The organism is Xanthomarina sp. F2636L (assembly GCF_026410195.1).
Lineage (GTDB): Bacteria > Bacteroidota > Bacteroidia > Flavobacteriales > Flavobacteriaceae > Xanthomarina.
In genome coordinates, this window is record NZ_JAPMLM010000069.1 from 321,458 (window position 1) to 339,151 (window position 17,694).

The following is a 17,694-nucleotide window of genomic DNA, read 5'->3' on the forward strand; positions in this document are numbered from 1 at the left end:
TATTCATCGGTTTTTATCAAGATGAAAATCGATGCTTCACACAGCTTATAAATGAATAAGAAGCTAATAAAACGTTATGCAACCTTAGGGATATTATTCTTTCTTCCTGTAATCTTCCTATTAATGCTTTTTCCTGCAAAACACCATTACAATCCGTTGGATGTGGTTCATGAGAATATAGTCGATTTAGATCATTTTACTTCAGAAGATAATCAGGATATTGTCTTAAAAGATCATATTACCGTATTAGGGTTTTTAGGAAAAGAGCCTATAAGTAATACCATAGCAGCTTCAAACCTAAAAGAATTAGTGTATGATAAATTTAAAGGCTTTAAGAAATTTCAAGTAGTATTGTTGTTGCCACACGGAACACAAGAGGATCTCAATTTACTTAAAAAAGAAATTAAATCTTACGAAGATTTAAAATATTGGCATTTTCTATTTGGAGAAGAAGAAGATATAAAAAATGTGTATCATAGTTTAAAATCCAGATCGCCATTAGGGGCAGATTTATCAACTCATGATGTGTTTATTATTGATAAAGATTTAAAACAACGTGGACGCCTTGATGATAGATCGGATAAAGAGAAAGAAAAGAAAAAACCAGCATATCCACTTTATGCATATAATTGTATCGAGGTTGCCGAATTAAAAAATAAAATGAGTGCAGACGATTTACGCGTGTTATTTCAAGAATACAGAGAAAAAAGAAAAGGAAATTTTGATTCTTCTACGAGAAGATCTAACGATTTAAAACAGACAAATGAGCAATAAAACTAATTATTCGTATATAGGCATGGCCTTTATTATCTTGGTGTTTGGAATTATTTTTATACCAAGAATTGTAGATCGAATTAAGAATGGAGATATTTCTAGAAGTGATAGAATGAGTCAAGGTCAAGACAATAATTTTGAAGATAACAGTCAAATAGCTTTCTTAGAAATAAATGGCGAAGCTAAAAAAGTGCCATCGTTTAGCTTTACAGACCAAAATGGAAATACCATTAGCAATAAAGACTACGAAGGTAAAGTATATGTAGTGGAGTTTTTCTTTACTACTTGTCCAACTATTTGTCCAAAAATGAATAAAAACTTAGTAGACATTCAAAATGCTTTTAAAGGGAATAAAGACTTTGGAATAGCTTCTTTTTCCATAAATCCTGAGCATGATACCATGGAGGTTTTAAAAGATTATGCCTCTCAATACGGTATTACAAATCCAAATTGGCATTTAATGACAGGTGAAAAAGCAGATATTTATGAATTGGCAAATAAAGGCTTTAATTTATATACAGCTGAAGCCGAAGAGGTGGAAGGCGGTTTTGAGCACTCTGGAAATTTTGCATTAATTGATAAAAATGGATTTATACGTTCAAGAATATTAAATGGGAATCCGTTAATATATTATAATGGAATTATATCTGAAGCTGAAAAAGTAGATGAGGACGGACAAGAAGAGCAAATTAGTATGTTAAAAGAAGACATCAAAAAATTACTTAATGAATAATCATTCTCCACAAGACATAAAAAAATATAATAAGTGGATTATTGTTTTATCTATTGTAATCCCATTGATTATTGCTGCGTTGTTTGGGGTTAATTTACGTGATTTAGGTTTTAACGTTGAACCATTAACTTTTTTGCCTCCAATTTATGCCACCATAAATGGCTTAACAGCTGTTATTCTTATTATAGCATTTTTTGCTATTAAGAATAAGAATATTGTTCTTCATGAAAACTTAATGACAACCGCTGTTGGATGTTCTGCTATATTTTTAATCCTATATGTAGCGTATCATATGACAAGTGATTCTACAAAATTTGGAGGAGAAGGAGCCATCAAGTATGTTTATTTTTTTATTTTAATATCACATATTATTTTGTCTATAGTTGTTATCCCTTTTGTCTTAATAACCTATGTAAGAGCCATTACCGAAAATTTTAAACAACATAAAAAAATTGCAAGAATCACATTTCCTTTATGGTTATATGTTGCCATTTCAGGAGTTATTGTCTATCTTATGATTTCCCCTTATTACGCTTAATATTAAAATATGAAACGCAAAATTATTTTTTCACTTTTTTCTTTTCTCTTTTTTGTACAAGTAAATGCACAATGCGCCATGTGTCGCGCTGTTTTAGAAAATCAGGAAGGCCAGGAAATTGCTAAAGGTATTAACGACGGAATTGTTTATTTAATGGCTGTGCCATATATACTTGTAGGTGGCTTAGGCTTTTTAATTTATAAAAAGTTTAACAAGTCTAAGAAATCGACACTTTAAATTATATTTACTTTTGTTGTAACAAATTGGCTTTTACTTAGTCTTACTTATATAAAGCTAATTCAACCAACAACTAATAAATATGTTAAACATAAAAAAACTTCACAAATCCTATCCAATAGGAGATTCAAGTTTGCATGTATTAAAAGGAATCGATCTTTCTGTTGATAGTGGAGAGATGGTTGCTATTATGGGGTCTTCTGGATCCGGGAAATCCACCTTATTAAATATTATTGGTATGTTGGACGAAGCAGACGAAGGCGAATACATTCTCGATGGTGTTCCCATTAAAAATCTTACCGAAAAGAAAGCCGCTATTTATAGAAATAAGTTTCTAGGTTTTATTTTTCAGTCTTTTAACTTAATAAATTATAAAAATGCCTTAGATAACGTGGCTTTACCTTTATATTATCAAGGGATGAAAAGACAGGAAAGACAAGAATTAGCACTGTTTCACTTAGGAAAGGTAGGGTTAGAGCCATGGGCACATCATTTGCCTAACGAATTATCTGGAGGTCAAAAGCAACGTGTTGCAATAGCTAGAGCTTTGGCAGCAAACCCTAAATTACTTTTAGCCGATGAGCCTACAGGAGCACTAGATACCAAGACTTCTTATGAGATCATGGAATTTATTCAACAGTTAAATGATGAAGGAAAAACCATTTTAATTGTAACGCACGAAGAGGACATTGCTCAAATGTGTAAACGCATTGTACGCTTAAAAGATGGATTGATTATGGAAGATGAAAAAGTAGAACAAGTTAGAGCTTCACAATATGTTTGATAGAGATCTTTGGAGAGAAATATTTCAAAGTATAAATATGAACAGAACCAGAAGTGTCCTGTCTGGTTTTACTGTGGCATTCGCTATTTTGTTGTTTACCATACTTTTTGGGATTGCAAATGGGTTAAATAACACCTTTGCTGAAGCATTTGCAGACGATGCAAATAACTCCATTTTCATTCAATCAGGAACAACAACTAAAGCTAATAAAGGCTATCAGGCTGGAAGACAAATTCAATTTAAAAATAAAGATTACGACTATATTAAAGAAGAATATGGAGATGATGTTCAGTTTATAACTTCTAGAATTTATTTAAATGTTAATGCGTCTTTTAGAAATGAAAAAAACTCTTATTCGGTAAGAGCCGTTCATCCAGATCATCAATTTCTAGAAAACACAAAAATTAAAGAAGGCAGATACATCAATCAATTAGATTTAGATAATAAATCCAAAGTGGTGGTGATTGGACGTTTGGTTGAAGAAGACTTGTTTTTAAAAACAACAGCTTTAGGAAAATATTTGAGTCTTAATGGCCTACAATATAAAATTGTCGGCATTTTCACAGACGATGGTGGTGACAATGAAGAGCGCTTAATATATATGCCAGTTAGTACTGCACAACGTGTGTATGGTAATAACGATTATGTAGATCAAATCAATCTAACCTACAACCCTAACATGAATTACAATAAAGCTATTGCTTTTAGTAACACACTTACCAAAGATTTAAAAGACCGTTTTGATGTTGCAAGTAGCGACCAAAGAGCTATTCGAGTTAGAAATTTAGCTAATGAATCGAAAACAGTGAACCAAATGACCTTTGGACTAGGCGTAATTATTATTGTTATTGGGTTTGGAACTCTTATAGCAGGGATTGTTGGTGTTAGTAACATCATGATTTTTATAGTTAAAGAACGCACCAAAGAAATTGGAATTAGAAAAGCTTTAGGAGCTTCGCCAAAATCAATTATTTCTATCATTTTAATGGAATCTGTTTTAATTACCGCTATAGCAGGTTATGTAGGATTGTTAATAGGCATGGGAGTTTTAGAATTTGTTGGACCAAGTTTAGAGAAATATTTTATAAAAGATCCAAGCGTAAGTATAACGTTAGTCATTGGCGCAACCATTACACTAATTATTGCTGGTGGAATTGCAGGATATTTACCAGCTAAAAAAGCATCGAAGATTAAACCAATTGTAGCCTTAAGAGACGATTAATATGATAAAATTTTTATTCGAAAGAGATACATGGCAAGAAGTATGGGATAGTCTTAGTAAAAACAAACTAAGATCTATGCTTACTATGGTTGGTGTTTGGTGGGGAATTTTACTGCTAATTGGCCTACTAGGTTCTGCAAGAGGATTAGAAAATTCCTTCAATAGACTTTTTGGAAGTTTTGCAACTAATAGTGTTTTTGTTTGGGGGCAGAATACAAGTAAACCTTTTAAAGGTTTTCAAGAAGGAAAACGGGTGCAATTAAAACTTTCTGATGCAAAAATAGTAGAAGAAAATGTGGAAGGTATCGAGTTTGTTGTACCAAGAAATCAAAACCAAGGCCTTGTAGTAAGAAATTTTTTATCGGGAACCTTCTCTATTAATGGAGATTTCCCCTTGTTGGATAAAGTACAAAAAAAGAAGTTGATTCACGGGCGTTTTATCAATCAAAACGACATAGATAATAATAAAAAAGTTGCAGTTATTTCTGAAGATATTTATAAACAATTGTTTGAAAAGGATGAAGAAATGATTGGGCAATTAGTTCAAATTAACAGCATGAACTTTACGGTTATAGGTATGTTTGAAAACGGAAATGTCAACATGGGACCTACGAGTGATATTCATATACCATTTACTACGTTTCAACAAATTTATAATCAAGGAAATCAAATAGGTTGGATGATGATAACTGGAAAACCTGAATATGATATCAGTCAAATTGAAGCAGATTCCAAACTGATTCTTAAAAACCTAAATCATGTGCATCCAGAAGATAATCGGGCATTTGGAAGTTTTAATCTCGGAAAAGAATTTGCTAAAATCACAGGGTTTTTAATTGGGATGCAGTTTTTAACCTGGTTTGTTGGTATTGCAACTCTAATTGCTGGTGTATTTGCTATTGGAAATATACTATTAATAACGGTAAAAGAACGAACCAAAGAAATTGGTGTTCGTCGAGCCTTGGGTGCCACGCCATTTGAAATTAAGAGACAAATTGTTGTAGAAGCTGTTTTTATTACACTTTTAGCTGGTTTTTTTGGAATCATAACTGGTGGATGGATCCTTATAGGAATAGATTCAGCCTTTGGACAAGGAGATGAAGCTGTTATTGTTAATGCATCCGTTTCCATAACGGTTGTATTTGTTGCCCTAATAATATTAGTAATCCTAGGAACATTAATTGGACTGATTCCAGCTTTTAAAGCCACTAGTATTAAGCCAATAGACGCACTAAGAGAAGAATAAAAATAATTTACAAGCTATTAAAACCAATCAAAGAATAATAATAAAAATCACATGAATAAAACAGTAAAAATCATTTTAGGAATTATATTACTAATACTTTTTGTATGGGTAATTAAATACTTTAAAGACTCAAATTCTAAAGCTATAGAAGATTTTAAAGTAGAAGAGCCTTTCTTCACATCCATTAACACCAAAGTTGTGGCTACAGGAAAGTTGAATCCAGAAGAAGAAATTGAGTTGAAACCTCAAATTGCTGGAATTATTGATAAAATCTTAGTTGAAGAAGGTGACATCGTTAAAAAAGGCGATTTAATTGCTAAAATTCGTGTAGTACCAAACGAGCAAAATTTAGCGAGTGCCAATAGTAGAATTCGTACAGGAAGATTAGCCTTAGATAATGCACAAATTCTTTACGATAGAAACAAAGGACTTTTTGAAAAAGGAGTGATTTCAAAACAAGATTTCGAAAACAGTGAATTATCTTACAATCAAGCTAAAGAATCGCTAATTCAAGCACAGAACGATTTTCAAATTATAAGACAAGGATCGCTTTCTGGAGGAGGTTCTGCAAACACAAATATTGTAGCTCAAATTGCAGGAACTGTTTTAGAAATCCCTGTTCGAGAAGGAGATCAAGTTATTGAATCCAATAGTTTTAATGCAGGAACAACAGTAGCTACCATTGCAGATATGAGCAAAATGATCTTTGAAGGAAAAGTAGATGAAGCTGAAGTTGGAAAAATTGAAGAAGGTAGAGATATTAAAGTGATTCTTGGAGCGTTAAACGAACAAGAATTTCCAGCAAAATTAACTTTTGTTGCTCCTAAAGGACAAGAAGAAAGTGGAGCCGTCCAATTTACTATTAAAGCAGATGTTACCGTTACGCCTTCAACAAAAATTAGAGCTGGTTATAGTGCCAATGCTGAAATTGACATGGAAAGTAAAGACAGTGTTTTAGTTATTAAAGAAGCCTTGCTTCAATTTAACAGAATTACCGAAAAACCTTTTGTAGAGATCCTTAAAGGAGATAATACTTTCGAAGAAAAATATGTGGAATTAGGTATTTCAGATGGTATTAACGTTGAAATAGTTGAAGGTGTTAAAGAAGGAGATAAAATTAAAGTTTGGAATAAAGCCTCCAAAGATAATAACGACGATGATGAATAAAAACATAATTACAACAGCCATACTATCGGTTTTTATAAGTATATCTGCCTTTTCGCAAGAAAAAAAATGGACGCTTGAGGAATGTGTAAATTATGCTTTAGAAAATAATATTACGGTTAAAAAAGGAAATAATACCATCCTTTCTAACGAGTATGATATAAAAGAAACGAAAGGAAATTTTTTGCCAACTGTTAGCGCAAATGCAAGTCAAAATTTAGGAATAGGAAATCAAGAACTTTTTGATGGACAGTTTGTTGATAGAACAAGCCATAGTACTAACCTTGGTATAAGTGCCAGACAGACTGTTTTTAATGGGTTTAGGAACACCAACTTACATAAGCAAGCTCAAATTAATTATGAGTTGAACCAAATGGAGTTGGAGCGTATTAAAGACGATATTTCACTAAACGTGGTTAATGGGTATTTGAATGTTTTATTCAACAAGGAAAATCTTGAAACAGCCCAAGCCCAACTAAGCTTTTCTCAAGCACAGTTAGAGCGTGTAACTAAATTAGTAGACGCAGGAGTACAACCAAGAGCAAATATTTATGATGCAGTAGCAACCTCTAGTAGAGATGAGCAAAATTTAACTATAGCTGAAAATAATTTTGATTTATCCTTACTGTCTTTAGCACAATTGCTACAGTTGCCATTTGAAGGTTTTCAAGTTGATTTTGAAGAAGTAGCTGACCCTTCTTCTGCTTTGTTGTATAAAGATGTAACTCCAATTTTAGAATATGCATATCAAAACAGACCAGAAGTTAAAGTAGCAGAAAAGAACATAGAAAACTCTCAAATTAGTACTGAAATTGCTAAAAGTGGATTTTTGCCAGATGTGTCTTTAGGTTATAGTTTTGGATCAAATGTATTCTACTCAAATATTGCTAAAGATGAAGCAACTTTTTTTAATCAATTAAACGATCAAAAAGCTCATAGTTTTAATTTGAATATTGCTATCCCAATATTTTCAGGTTATGACAATAAGACTAATGTTGCTAAAACTAAAATTCAACAAGAAAATAGTATTTTAGATTTAGAACAAACTAAATTAAATTTAGAAAGTAACATTCAACGTGCATTTACAGATGCCAAAGCTGCTTATAAAACCTTTGAAGCTTCAAAAAAATCATTGGAAGCACAGCTATTAGCATTTCAAAATGCCCAAGAACGTTTTAATATGGGAGCCTTAAATACGTTCGATTTAGAACAAACAAGAATACAGTTAATAAATGCACAATCGGGTCTTACCAATGCGAAATACGACTTTGTATTTAAAACTAAAGTATTAGATTTCTACTTGGGTAAATCTTTAATAGATTAAGTATAGTGAGCATTATATTAAATATAGAAACATCAACAACCAATTGCTCAGTCTCTCTTTCTAAAAAAGGAGAGACTTTTGCACTTTTAGAAGATAATAGTAAAGACTATTCTCATGCAGAACGTTTGCATGTGTATATAGAAAAACTTTTGGCCGAAAATAATTTAACACCAAACCAATTAGATGCTATAGCAGTAAGTAAAGGCCCTGGGTCTTATACAGGATTAAGAATAGGCGTTTCGGCAGCAAAAGGGCTTTGTTTTGCTTTAAACAAACCTCTTATATCTGTCTCTACTTTAGCAGCTTTAGCACATCAGGTTGATATTAAAGAAGGAATTATAATTCCTATGTTAGATGCCAGAAGAATGGAAGTGTATTCGGCAGTTTTTGATGAAACATATAATGAAGTTCGATTAGTAGAAGCTCAAATTCTAGAAGCAGATTCTTTTGCTAATTATTTAGAAGAAGGTCCTGTTTATTTTATTGGAAATGGCGTTGAAAAATCTAAAACAATCATACAGCATCCAAATGCTCATTTTATTGATAGTAAACTACCATCAGCAAATGAGATGAGTGCCATAGCTTATTCTAAATACAAAAATAATAACTTCGAAGATGTGGCTTATTTTGAACCTTATTATTTGAAAGATTTTATAGCCTTAAAGCCAAAAAAAAGATAATAAAAAAACCTGTCTGGTTTTAAATACAGACAGGTTTGTAATTAATTTATTAAGCTTAAAGTTCTCTTTTTTAAAAGAGAAAATTTTTAGCCTTGCTTTTGTATTTCAACTTGGTGTGGATAAGGTATGTCTATACCGGCAGCATCAAGAGCTTCCTTAGTGCGTTCTATAGTATCAAAGTTTACATCCCAATAATCCTCTTTCTTTACCCAAACTCGAGTAAAGAAGTTGATAGAACTATCTCCTAACTCCGAAACATTTATTGCTGGTGCCGGATCTTTTAAAATAGCGGGATTAGATTCAATAACACTCATTATAACTTCTTTAGTTTTTTTGATATCTGAGTCGTATCCTACTCCAAAATTAAAGTTTACACGCCTTGTGTCTTCCGTGCTATAATTAGTTATATTACCATTAGAAAGACTTCCATTAGGAATTATCACTTCTTTATTGTCTGGAGTTGTTAACTTTGTAGTAAAAATTTCGATTTCTTTTACTGTACCAGATTCACCTTGAGCTTCAATGAAGTCTCCAATTTTTATTGGTTTAAAAATCATAATTAATACACCTCCTGCAAAATTAGCTAAAGAACCTTGGAGTGCCATTCCAACAGCTAAACCAGCAGCAGCTAGAATAGCAGCAAAAGAAGTTGTTTCAATTCCTACTTGAGATAATATACTTAAAACTAAAAGAATTTTTAGAACCCATCCTAAAAGATTTAACAAGAATTTTTGAAGGCTTTCTTCTAGATCCCTTTTGTTCATAATCGCTTTTGAAGCGTTTAATAACTTTTTAATAATCCAAGAACCTATAATCCATATCAGAACAGCTCCCAAAAGTTTTAAGCCATATACTGTTATAAGTTCAATTCCTCGTTCAGTCCATTTTTCTAAGTCCATATTTATATTTTAAGTTAGATTGCAAAGTTAAAAAAAATACTTTGAAATCTGATTTTCAATAGCAAACAGATGCATTCTAAGTCAAATTTAGATAATAATGGATATAATTGCTGAAATAGCAGGAATTGATTGAAAATAAAATAGGCTTATTTTTTTTGTTGAAATGGCTCCGAAAATCCCTGCAATTGTAATGCAAATTAAAAAGAATAAAAGGGTTTTAAGATCGTTGTTAACTAGTGTGAAAATTAGTCCAGCTGCTAAAAACCCGTTATACAACCCTTGATTAGCTGCTAAAACCTTTGTGTCTTCAGCATATGTTTTAGATTTTAATCCAAACGTTTTTATCCCTTTTGGCTTTGTCCATAAGAACATTTCTAAAATCAAAAAGTAGAGATGTTCTATGGCGACTAAGCAAATTAAAAAAATGGATATAAGGCTCATATTATTTGCTTTTTAATTGTTCTATTGCTTTTTTACTGTCTTTAACAGGAAGTTTGCAAGCATGATTTACACAAACATAAATAAGAGTTTCATTTTCTAAAAATCTATTTTTCAATAAAGGTAAATTACTTTCCTCTGTACTACCTGCAAGTATTTTATTTGGTAAATAGACTTGGTTTAATTCTTCAATTTTATTTTTTGCTTCTGTTCCACTAACAGCAACTTCGTAAAAAGGGTGTGTATAATTCATCATTAAATCTAAATAATTAGAATAATTAGAACCGTATTCTTGTATTTCGGGTTTTATATTATTCAACATCTTGGTAGCTGTTTCATAATAGTATGAATTGTCAAAATATCTAGATAGTTTAAATAGATTTTTTGACATAATTGAGTTGCTTGCAGGAATTACATTATCTCGATACTCAATAGTTCTTGAGACTAATAAAGGGTCTTCATTGGAGGTGAAATAAAACATGCTATTGGTTTCTTCATAAAAATAATCAAAAACATAATTAGTTAAGTCTCTTGCAGTAAGTAACCATTTATCGTTCAAAGTGTTTTCGTAAAGAACAATGTAGGCTTCGATAGTTGCAGCATAATCTTCTAGATATCCATTAATGGTGCTTTTATTATTTTTATAATTATGGTTTAAACCTCCATCTTCACGTAATTGATTGTTTAATATGAACTGAGCATTTTTTTCGGCAGATTTTAAAAATGACTTTTCTCCAAATACACGATAGGCATCCACATAGCCTTTTATCATTAAGGCATTCCAAGAGGTTAAGGTTTTGTCGTCTAATCTTGGTCTGGACCTTTTTTCACGAGTTCTTATAAGAAGATCTTTCCATTTTCTTTTCTTTTCATTTAAAATCTCAATGCTAATGTTATGTGTATTAATAATTTGTTCGTCTGTCTCTTTTCTAATTAAAACATAGTGATTGTTTTCCCAAAAGCCATAATCGCTAATGTTGTAATAATCTGAAAATACCTTAAAATCTGAAGCTAGTAAGGATTGAAGTTCTTCTTTGTTCCAAACATAAAAAGCGCCTTCTTCTAAATGACCTTCAGGGGTATTGCTATCTGCATCAAGGGAAGAATAAAAAGCCCCATTTTCAGCAGTTAATTCACGTTCTACAAATTTTAAAGTTTCATAAACCACATCTTTATAAAGCTTGTTTTTAGTAATTAAGTAGGCATCTGAATATAAACTTACCAATTGCGCATTGTCATAAAGCATTTTTTCAAAATGAGGGATATGCCAATTCACATCTGTCGAATACCTAGAAAAGCCACCTCCAACTTGATCGTAAAGACCACCGTATGCCATTTGGGTGAGCGTTAGATTTACAAATTTTAGTATTTCTGGATGTTTGTTTTGATAGCCATAACGCAATAAAAAATGATAGTTATTAGGCATCATAAATTTTGGAGCACGTTTTAAACCTCCAAACTGATGATCGAAATATTGAGACCAGTTTTTTACAGTATTATTAATAAACTCAGTAGAAAACTCTGCTTCATCTTTATTTAAAGTAACCACATCCATAGCTTTAATGCCTTGTTCTAGTTTATCGGCATATTCGTAAAGCTTTTCAGGGTTTTTTCTGTATAAATCGGAGATTTGTTCTAAAGCACTCAGCCATTGCTCTTTTCTAAAGTAAGTACCTCCCCAAACTGGCCTGCCATCTGGAAGTGCCACCACATTCATGGGCCACCCACCATTTCCCGTCATAAGTTGTACGGCATTCATATATACTTGGTCAATGTCTGGACGTTCTTCTCTATCAACTTTAATATTTACAAATTTTGAGTTCATTAACTCGGCCACTATAGTATCTTCAAAACTCTCATGTTCCATAACATGGCACCAATGGCAAGCTGCATATCCCACACTAATTAATAATAATTTATTTTCTTTTTTTGCTTGTGCAAGAGCAGTTTCATTCCATGGGTTCCAATCTACGGGATTATATGCATGTTGTAGTAAATATGGGCTGGTTTCGTTAATTAAATTGTTTGTATATGCTTGATTCATGGGTTTTTTCTTTTGTCCTTGGCAACTTATTAAAATGCAGAATATTAACAACTGAACATATTTCATATATCAAAGTTAAGGATTTAAAGACACAAAAAAAGCGTTCTCTGGAGAACGCTTTTTTTTAAGATATATGAAGTAAGATTATTTTACTTCGAAAGTGAGTTTTACATTCACTCTAAATTCTGTTACATTATCACCATTTACAATGGCGCTTTGTTCATTAATATATACAGATTTAATATTCTTTACAGTTTTTGAAGCTTCTTTTACTGCTTTTTTAGTAGCATCTTCCCAACTTTCTTTAGAATTAGATAAAACTTCGATAACTTTTAATACTGCCATAATTTTAATTTTTTTAAGTGAAACTTTAATGAGTCTTAAAGTTAATAAAAAATTATCCGTTTATAGCAACTACACTGTTAACTTTCCCTTGTAGCATTTCTTTTAAAATATTTTCAATTCCGCTTTTTAAAGTGTATGTGGACGATGGGCACCCACTACAAGCACCTTGTAAAACAACTTCTACAACTTTAGTTTCGGGATTGTATGAAGTAAATTGAATGTTTCCACCATCGCTTGCAACTGCTGGTTTTACGTATTCTTCAAGAATATTTATAATTTGTTTAGAGATGTCATCCAAATCCTTAGAACTCTCATCTAATTGCTCTGTAGTTTTTTTTGATGTTTTTGAAGCATTAGCAACTATTATCTCTTTGCCTTGCTCAATATAACTTCTAATAAATTCGCGTAACTCCATGGTAATATCGTTCCAATCGGCCATATCATATTTAGTTATGGAAACGAAATTATCGTCAAGAAAGACGTTTTTTACAAATGGGAAATGAAATAATTCGGAGGCTAATGGAGACATTTTTGCTTCGTCTATTGAAGTAAACTCAAAAGAAGTTGCTACTAATTTTTTATTAGCAACAAACTTCATGGCTGTTGGATTTGGTGTTACTTCAGCATAAACAGTAATTGGAACTTTTTTTGTAGCAGCTGTTTCTTCTACAATAACACCACCTTCATTTAAGTAGGTTCCTATTTGTTCAGCAACTTCTTCCTGTACATCTTTCCATTCTACAATGTTATATCTTTCAATAGCTATAAAATTACCAGAGATATATACTTTTTTTACAAAAGGCAAATAGAATAGTTGTTGTGCTAAAGGTGAGTTTTTTGCCTCGTCTATATTGTTGAATTCGAAGCTTTTATGTTGGGTGATAAACTGATTTATTTCGAATTTTATAATGCTATTATTGGTAGTTTCTTTAATTGAAACCTCAAAAGTATTCATAAGATTAAAATTTTTGACAAAAATACTAAAAGATAACTTCAGATATCCATATATTTGACTTTTTCGCTTTAAGTCGCGTATATTTTTATCTTAAATTCTCCAAATATTGTAAACCTTTATCTTTATTGTGAGACTGATAAAAAGTAATTTTTATATATTTGGTTTCTGTTTATAATTTTTTTGTTAGAATTTAGTTTTATTAATAGCAACTTAAAACAATCAATTAAACAGAGTCCCTGAAAACTAAAATTATGATATTGAAAAGGTTTTATATGTTAGCTTTTGTGTTTTTAATAATGCAAGTGGCTAAATCTCAAGAGGGTATGCCTGTATACTCAGATTATTTAACCGATAATTACTACTTAATACACCCTTCGATGGCTGGTGCAGCCAATTGTGCTAAAGTTAGAGTAACTGGTCGCCAACAATGGTTTGGAGATGAAGACGCACCTAGTCTTTTAACCATGAGTATTAATGGTAGAATAGGAGAGTCTAATTCTGGAATTGGAGCTATTCTTTATTCTGATAAAAATGGGTATCATTCGCAAACTGGGGTTTATTTAACCTATGCGCATCATATTATGTTTTCTAGAAGTGAAGTAGATTTAAACATGCTTTCTTTTGGTTTAAGTGTTGGTGCTTTACAATATAAATTGGACGAAACTGCATTTCAAAATGAGCCTTTCGATCCTATTATTGCAGGTATTGATCAAAGCGCTACTAATTTTAATATAGATTTCGGATTTTCATATTTCCTATATAATTTTTATGCACATGCTACGGTTAAGAATATGCTTAGAAATGAAGGAGTAAATTCTAATGAAAACGGACTTTTTGCTTACGATAATCCAAGACAATTTATTTTAAGTGCAGGAAACGTTTTTCAAAAATATGGCAGCGAATGGAGTTTTGAGCCTTCTTTAATGTTTATGTATAAAGACGGAACAAAAGAGTCTTCAATAGATGTAAATGCAAAAGCTTATAAAGACTTTGAGTTTGGTAAACTTTGGGGAGGACTTTCTTATAGAAGAAGTTTGGATGGAGCTGAATATCAAGATGGAACTGAAATTGCAAGTCAGAAATTACAATATATCACACCTATTTTAGGAATAGATTACGAACAATTTATGTTTGCTTATACGTATTCATATCAGGCAAACTCAGTAGTTTATAATAATGGTGGTTTTCATCAAATAACATTAGGATATAAATTTGGTTGTAAAAAAGAACGTTACCACTGTAATTGTCCTGCAGTTAACTAAAACATATAGCCTTGAATTTTTCAAGGCTTTTTTTTAATAATATCTTCTTGAAATTTCAGAAATATATAAAGACCACTTTTTTATCTTGTAATATCTTAATATGTAACACTAAATAGTTATGCCAATAGTAAAATCTGTAAACGGAAATAAACCTCAAATTCCAAATTCTTGCTATATAGCAGAGAATGCTACTATAGTTGGTAATGTAACCATGGGAGAGGAATGTAGTGTGTGGTTTAATGCTGTTATTAGAGGAGATGTTCACTATATTAAATTAGGAAATAAAGTAAACGTACAGGATGGAGCAGTGATTCATGCTACATACCAGAAGCACCCTTCAAATATTGGAAACAATGTATCTATTGGTCATAATGCTATTGTACATGGGTGTACATTGCATGATAATGTGTTAATTGGCATGGGAAGTATTGTCATGGACAATTGTGTAATAGAAAGTAATAGTATTATTGCTGCAGGAGCAGTTGTTACTCAGAACACTAGAGTTGAAGCAGGAAGTATATATGCAGGAGTTCCAGCCAAAAAAGTGAAGGATGTAAGTCCTGAATTGCTGTCAGGAGAAATACATAGAATTGCCGAAAACTATGTGAAGTATTCCAGTTGGTTTAAAGAAGATTAACCATATTTAAAAATCTAAATAATCTATTTGATATGTTTCTTCTAAAAGTGAAGATAATACATAGGTTTCTCTGTTAGAATAAAACATTAATTCAGGCTTGTTGTGAGAAGTATTTAAAAGTAAATGTTGTTCTAAAACAGCTTTGGTTTGTAAAGCAACCGCTTTTCCTGAATCGATAATTTTAATATGCTCTGGCAATAATTCTAGAAGTTGAGGAATAAGATAGGGATAGTGAGTGCAACCTAAAACAAGATAATCTATGTTAGCTTCTATCATAGGTTTTAAATAGATTTTTAAAAGTGCTTTTATTTCTTCCGAGTTTAACTTGCCACTTTCGATGAGCTGCACAAGGCCTTCTCCAACCTGTTCTACAACTTTTATTTTATTAGCAAACAAATCTGTAGCCCTATGGAATAACTCGCTGGAAAGTGTTCCTTTTGTGGCCAAAATTCCAATAACATTGGTTTTAGTTTGTAAAGCAGCCGGTTTAATAGCTGGCTCAATCCCTATAATTGGAATATTATAAGTTTCTCTTAAAACTTTAATTGCATTTGTTGTAGCCGTATTACAAGCAACAACTATAAGCTTACAGTTTTTACTTATAAGAAAATCGATATTTTTTTTACTAAGAGATACTATTTCTTCCTTGGTTTTTTCACCATAAGGAGCATTTTTACTATCAGCAAGATATATGGTGTTTTCAAGAGGTAACAACAGGTTGAGCTCCTTCCAAATAGAAGTGCCGCCAACACCAGAATCGAATATGCCAATAGGTTGTTTGCTCATAAAATCAAAAATAAAAAAAGCCACTTGATTTAAGTGGCTTTTAATATTACTTTTTAAAAATAAATTAGATTCCTAATTCTTTTTTAACATCGTCAACTAAGTTTTTACCGTCAGCCATAATTACACCTCCACCTTGAGTAGAATCTAAAACGTAATCAAAACCTTGAGCTCTAGCAACTTTTAAAATGGCAGCTTTAGCTTTTTCAGTAATTGGTTTTAATAAATCAATTTCTTTTTTCTGCATTTCTTGTTGAGCTTGCCCTTGATATTGTTGAATATTTTGTTGCATAGTCTGCACTTCAACTAAACGTTTTTGATTTTCTTCGTCAGTTTTAGTTGCAGCTTCAGCCTCGTATTGTTTCATTTTATTTTGATATTCTGTAACCATAGATTGAATATCGGCTTCGTAAGTTTTACCTAACTTATCCATTTCAGCTTGAGCTGTATTCATTTCAGGCATCGCTTTTATTAAGTCCTGTGTGTTAATATGGGCTACTTTGCTTTGGGCTTGAGTAAAAGTTGTTGCTCCAATAAATAAAGCTGCTGCAAATAAAAAGGTTTTAAAATGTTTCATTTTTTAATAGTATTAATAGGTGTTATAAATTTAATTGTTATTTAGTCTTCAGGCTCTGTGCCATCAGTATTTTTGTTTTCTTCTGCTTGTCTTTCTCTTTCTTCTTTTGCTTGTTGTCTTTCTTCAAGAATTTTTTGTCTTCTAGCATTTAATTCTTGTTGTCTTGCTTCTCTATCTCTTAATTTTTGTTGTCTGCGTTCTTCTAGAATTTCTTCTCTGGTTTTTTGCTCTACTGGTTCGCCATCTTCAGTTACAACGTCTCCATCTTCGGTTGTGGTTGTATCTTGATTTTGTGTGTTTCTAGCATTTAGTTTTTCTTCTCTAATTCTAGCTCTTTCAGCAACGATACTGTCTCTACGCTTTTGTGCTTCCAGTTGTTTTTGTTCGCGTTCGTTTAATATTTCTTCTCTGCGTTCTTCGGCAGCTTTTTCTCTAGCTTCTTGTTCTTCGTCTATTTCAGGAAGATTCTCTTCGGCATCTGCAGCTTTTCTTTCCTGTCTAGTTTGTGCTTGTGTACGCTTAGATGTTCTAGAAATACTTCGTATAACTTCGTCGCTAAAATCGAATCTTTCTGCTGAATACAACATTACCACATCGGCAGATTTATCGAATACAAAATCGTATTTTCTTTTTTCAGCCATATCTTGAACGGCTGCAAAAATTTGATCTTGAATAGGCTGAATTAATTGTCTTTTTTGAATCATTAAATCGCCATTAGGACCAAAACGTTTTTGTTGATAGTCAAGAATTTCTTTTTCTTCAAACGTAATATCTTCTTCACGCTCTTCGATTAACTCTTTGGTTAAAAGCGCTTTTTCGTTGCTTAAATCTTTACGTTTCTGTTCAATTCCGCTTAATTGAGTTTCAATTTCGGTTTTCCATTTTTGAACTTTATTATCTAATTGTGCCGTGGCTTCTTGATACTCAGGAACATTTTGTAAAATATATTCTGTATCTATATAGCCAATTCTTATACCACGTTGCGCATGAGCAGATATACTAACTGTAGAAACTATTATCAGTAAAAAAAGAACTTTTAATTTCATCTGTGT

General features: G+C 31.8%; 20 protein-coding genes. 12 read left to right on the forward strand and 8 right to left on the reverse strand.

Going from position 1 to position 17,694, the window contains the following annotated elements; all coding sequences use genetic code 11:
• Positions 1–51 precede the first annotated feature (51 nt).
• The 10 genes from OS191_RS12550 (at position 52) to tsaB (ending at position 8,702) form a co-directional block, all read left to right on the forward strand.
• Positions 52–774: a hypothetical protein gene (locus OS191_RS12550; RefSeq protein ID WP_267156059.1), complete on the forward strand. Its 723-nt coding sequence runs from the start codon at positions 52–54 to the stop codon at positions 772–774.
• Positions 764–1,507 carry an SCO family protein gene (locus OS191_RS12555; protein ID WP_267156060.1) on the forward strand — a complete coding sequence of 248 codons (744 nt, stop codon included), beginning with the start codon at positions 764–766 and terminating at the stop codon, positions 1,505–1,507. The genes OS191_RS12550 and OS191_RS12555 overlap by 11 nt, the downstream gene beginning before the upstream one ends.
• Entirely contained in the window at positions 1,500–2,045 is a 546-nt protein-coding gene (locus tag OS191_RS12560; RefSeq protein ID WP_267156061.1) for a DUF420 domain-containing protein, read from the forward strand. The genes OS191_RS12555 and OS191_RS12560 overlap by 8 nt, the downstream gene beginning before the upstream one ends.
• Positions 2,046–2,054: 9 nt before the next feature.
• Positions 2,055–2,282, forward strand: coding sequence for a CAMCR motif-containing small membrane protein (locus tag OS191_RS12565; RefSeq protein ID WP_267156062.1), 228 nt, complete (start codon positions 2,055–2,057; stop codon positions 2,280–2,282).
• Between the two features lie 82 nt (positions 2,283–2,364).
• Complete coding sequence (locus tag OS191_RS12570) at positions 2,365–3,066, forward strand: ABC transporter ATP-binding protein (RefSeq protein ID WP_267156063.1); 702 nt, start codon at positions 2,365–2,367, stop codon at positions 3,064–3,066.
• The gene (locus tag OS191_RS12575; protein WP_267156064.1) at positions 3,059–4,288 is read left to right on the forward strand and encodes an ABC transporter permease; all 1,230 of its coding nucleotides are present in this window, start codon (positions 3,059–3,061) and stop codon (positions 4,286–4,288) included. The genes OS191_RS12570 and OS191_RS12575 overlap by 8 nt, the downstream gene beginning before the upstream one ends.
• A gap of 1 nt (position 4,289) precedes the next feature.
• Positions 4,290–5,534, forward strand: coding sequence for an ABC transporter permease (locus tag OS191_RS12580; RefSeq protein WP_267156065.1), 1,245 nt, complete (start codon positions 4,290–4,292; stop codon positions 5,532–5,534).
• A 51-nt stretch (positions 5,535–5,585) separates the two neighbouring features.
• Positions 5,586–6,701 carry an efflux RND transporter periplasmic adaptor subunit gene (locus tag OS191_RS12585; protein ID WP_267156066.1) on the forward strand — a complete coding sequence of 372 codons (1,116 nt, stop codon included), beginning with the start codon at positions 5,586–5,588 and terminating at the stop codon, positions 6,699–6,701.
• Positions 6,694–8,022: a TolC family protein gene (locus tag OS191_RS12590; protein WP_267156067.1), complete on the forward strand. Its 1,329-nt coding sequence runs from the start codon at positions 6,694–6,696 to the stop codon at positions 8,020–8,022. The genes OS191_RS12585 and OS191_RS12590 overlap by 8 nt, the downstream gene beginning before the upstream one ends.
• A 5-nt stretch (positions 8,023–8,027) precedes the next feature.
• Positions 8,028–8,702, forward strand: coding sequence for a tRNA (adenosine(37)-N6)-threonylcarbamoyltransferase complex dimerization subunit type 1 TsaB (gene tsaB, locus OS191_RS12595; RefSeq protein WP_267156068.1), 675 nt, complete (start codon positions 8,028–8,030; stop codon positions 8,700–8,702).
• Between the two features lie 86 nt (positions 8,703–8,788).
• Here tsaB and OS191_RS12600 read toward each other — a convergent pair whose 3' ends face one another.
• The 5 genes from OS191_RS12600 to OS191_RS12620 all read right to left on the reverse strand — a co-directional run bounded on the left by OS191_RS12600 (position 8,789) and on the right by OS191_RS12620 (position 13,383).
• The gene (locus tag OS191_RS12600) at positions 8,789–9,601 is read right to left on the reverse strand and encodes a mechanosensitive ion channel family protein (RefSeq protein ID WP_267156069.1); all 813 of its coding nucleotides are present in this window, start codon (positions 9,599–9,601) and stop codon (positions 8,789–8,791) included.
• Between the two features lie 87 nt (positions 9,602–9,688).
• Positions 9,689–10,042, reverse strand: coding sequence for a DUF1304 domain-containing protein (locus tag OS191_RS12605; RefSeq protein WP_267156070.1), 354 nt, complete (start codon positions 10,040–10,042; stop codon positions 9,689–9,691).
• Between the two features lies 1 nt (position 10,043).
• Positions 10,044–12,083 (reverse strand): thioredoxin domain-containing protein, encoded by a 2,040-nt coding sequence (locus OS191_RS12610; RefSeq protein ID WP_267156071.1) that lies wholly within the window; start codon positions 12,081–12,083, stop codon positions 10,044–10,046.
• 144 nt (positions 12,084–12,227) lie between these two features.
• Entirely contained in the window at positions 12,228–12,428 is a 201-nt protein-coding gene (locus tag OS191_RS12615; protein WP_267156072.1) for a dodecin family protein, read from the reverse strand.
• Positions 12,429–12,480: 52 nt separating this feature from the next.
• Complete coding sequence (locus tag OS191_RS12620; protein ID WP_267156073.1) at positions 12,481–13,383, reverse strand: NifU family protein; 903 nt, start codon at positions 13,381–13,383, stop codon at positions 12,481–12,483.
• 251 nt (positions 13,384–13,634) lie between these two features.
• On the opposite strand from OS191_RS12620, the gene OS191_RS12625 reads away from it, so the two are divergent.
• The gene (locus OS191_RS12625) at positions 13,635–14,645 is read left to right on the forward strand and encodes a PorP/SprF family type IX secretion system membrane protein (RefSeq protein WP_267156074.1); all 1,011 of its coding nucleotides are present in this window, start codon (positions 13,635–13,637) and stop codon (positions 14,643–14,645) included.
• A gap of 118 nt (positions 14,646–14,763) precedes the next feature.
• Complete coding sequence (locus OS191_RS12630) at positions 14,764–15,282, forward strand: gamma carbonic anhydrase family protein (protein WP_267156075.1); 519 nt, start codon at positions 14,764–14,766, stop codon at positions 15,280–15,282.
• Between the two features lie 6 nt (positions 15,283–15,288).
• Here OS191_RS12630 and murI read toward each other — a convergent pair whose 3' ends face one another.
• The 3 genes from murI to OS191_RS12645 all read right to left on the reverse strand — a co-directional run bounded on the left by murI (position 15,289) and on the right by OS191_RS12645 (position 17,688).
• Positions 15,289–16,068, reverse strand: a complete 780-nt coding sequence (gene murI / locus OS191_RS12635) for a glutamate racemase (RefSeq protein ID WP_267156076.1) — start codon at positions 16,066–16,068, stop codon at positions 15,289–15,291.
• Positions 16,069–16,132: 64 nt separating this feature from the next.
• Positions 16,133–16,642, reverse strand: a complete 510-nt coding sequence (locus OS191_RS12640; protein WP_267156077.1) for an OmpH/Skp family outer membrane protein — start codon at positions 16,640–16,642, stop codon at positions 16,133–16,135.
• Positions 16,643–16,683: 41 nt separating this feature from the next.
• Positions 16,684–17,688 carry an OmpH family outer membrane protein gene (locus OS191_RS12645; RefSeq protein WP_267156078.1) on the reverse strand — a complete coding sequence of 335 codons (1,005 nt, stop codon included), beginning with the start codon at positions 17,686–17,688 and terminating at the stop codon, positions 16,684–16,686.
• Between the last annotated feature and the right edge of the window lie 6 nt (positions 17,689–17,694).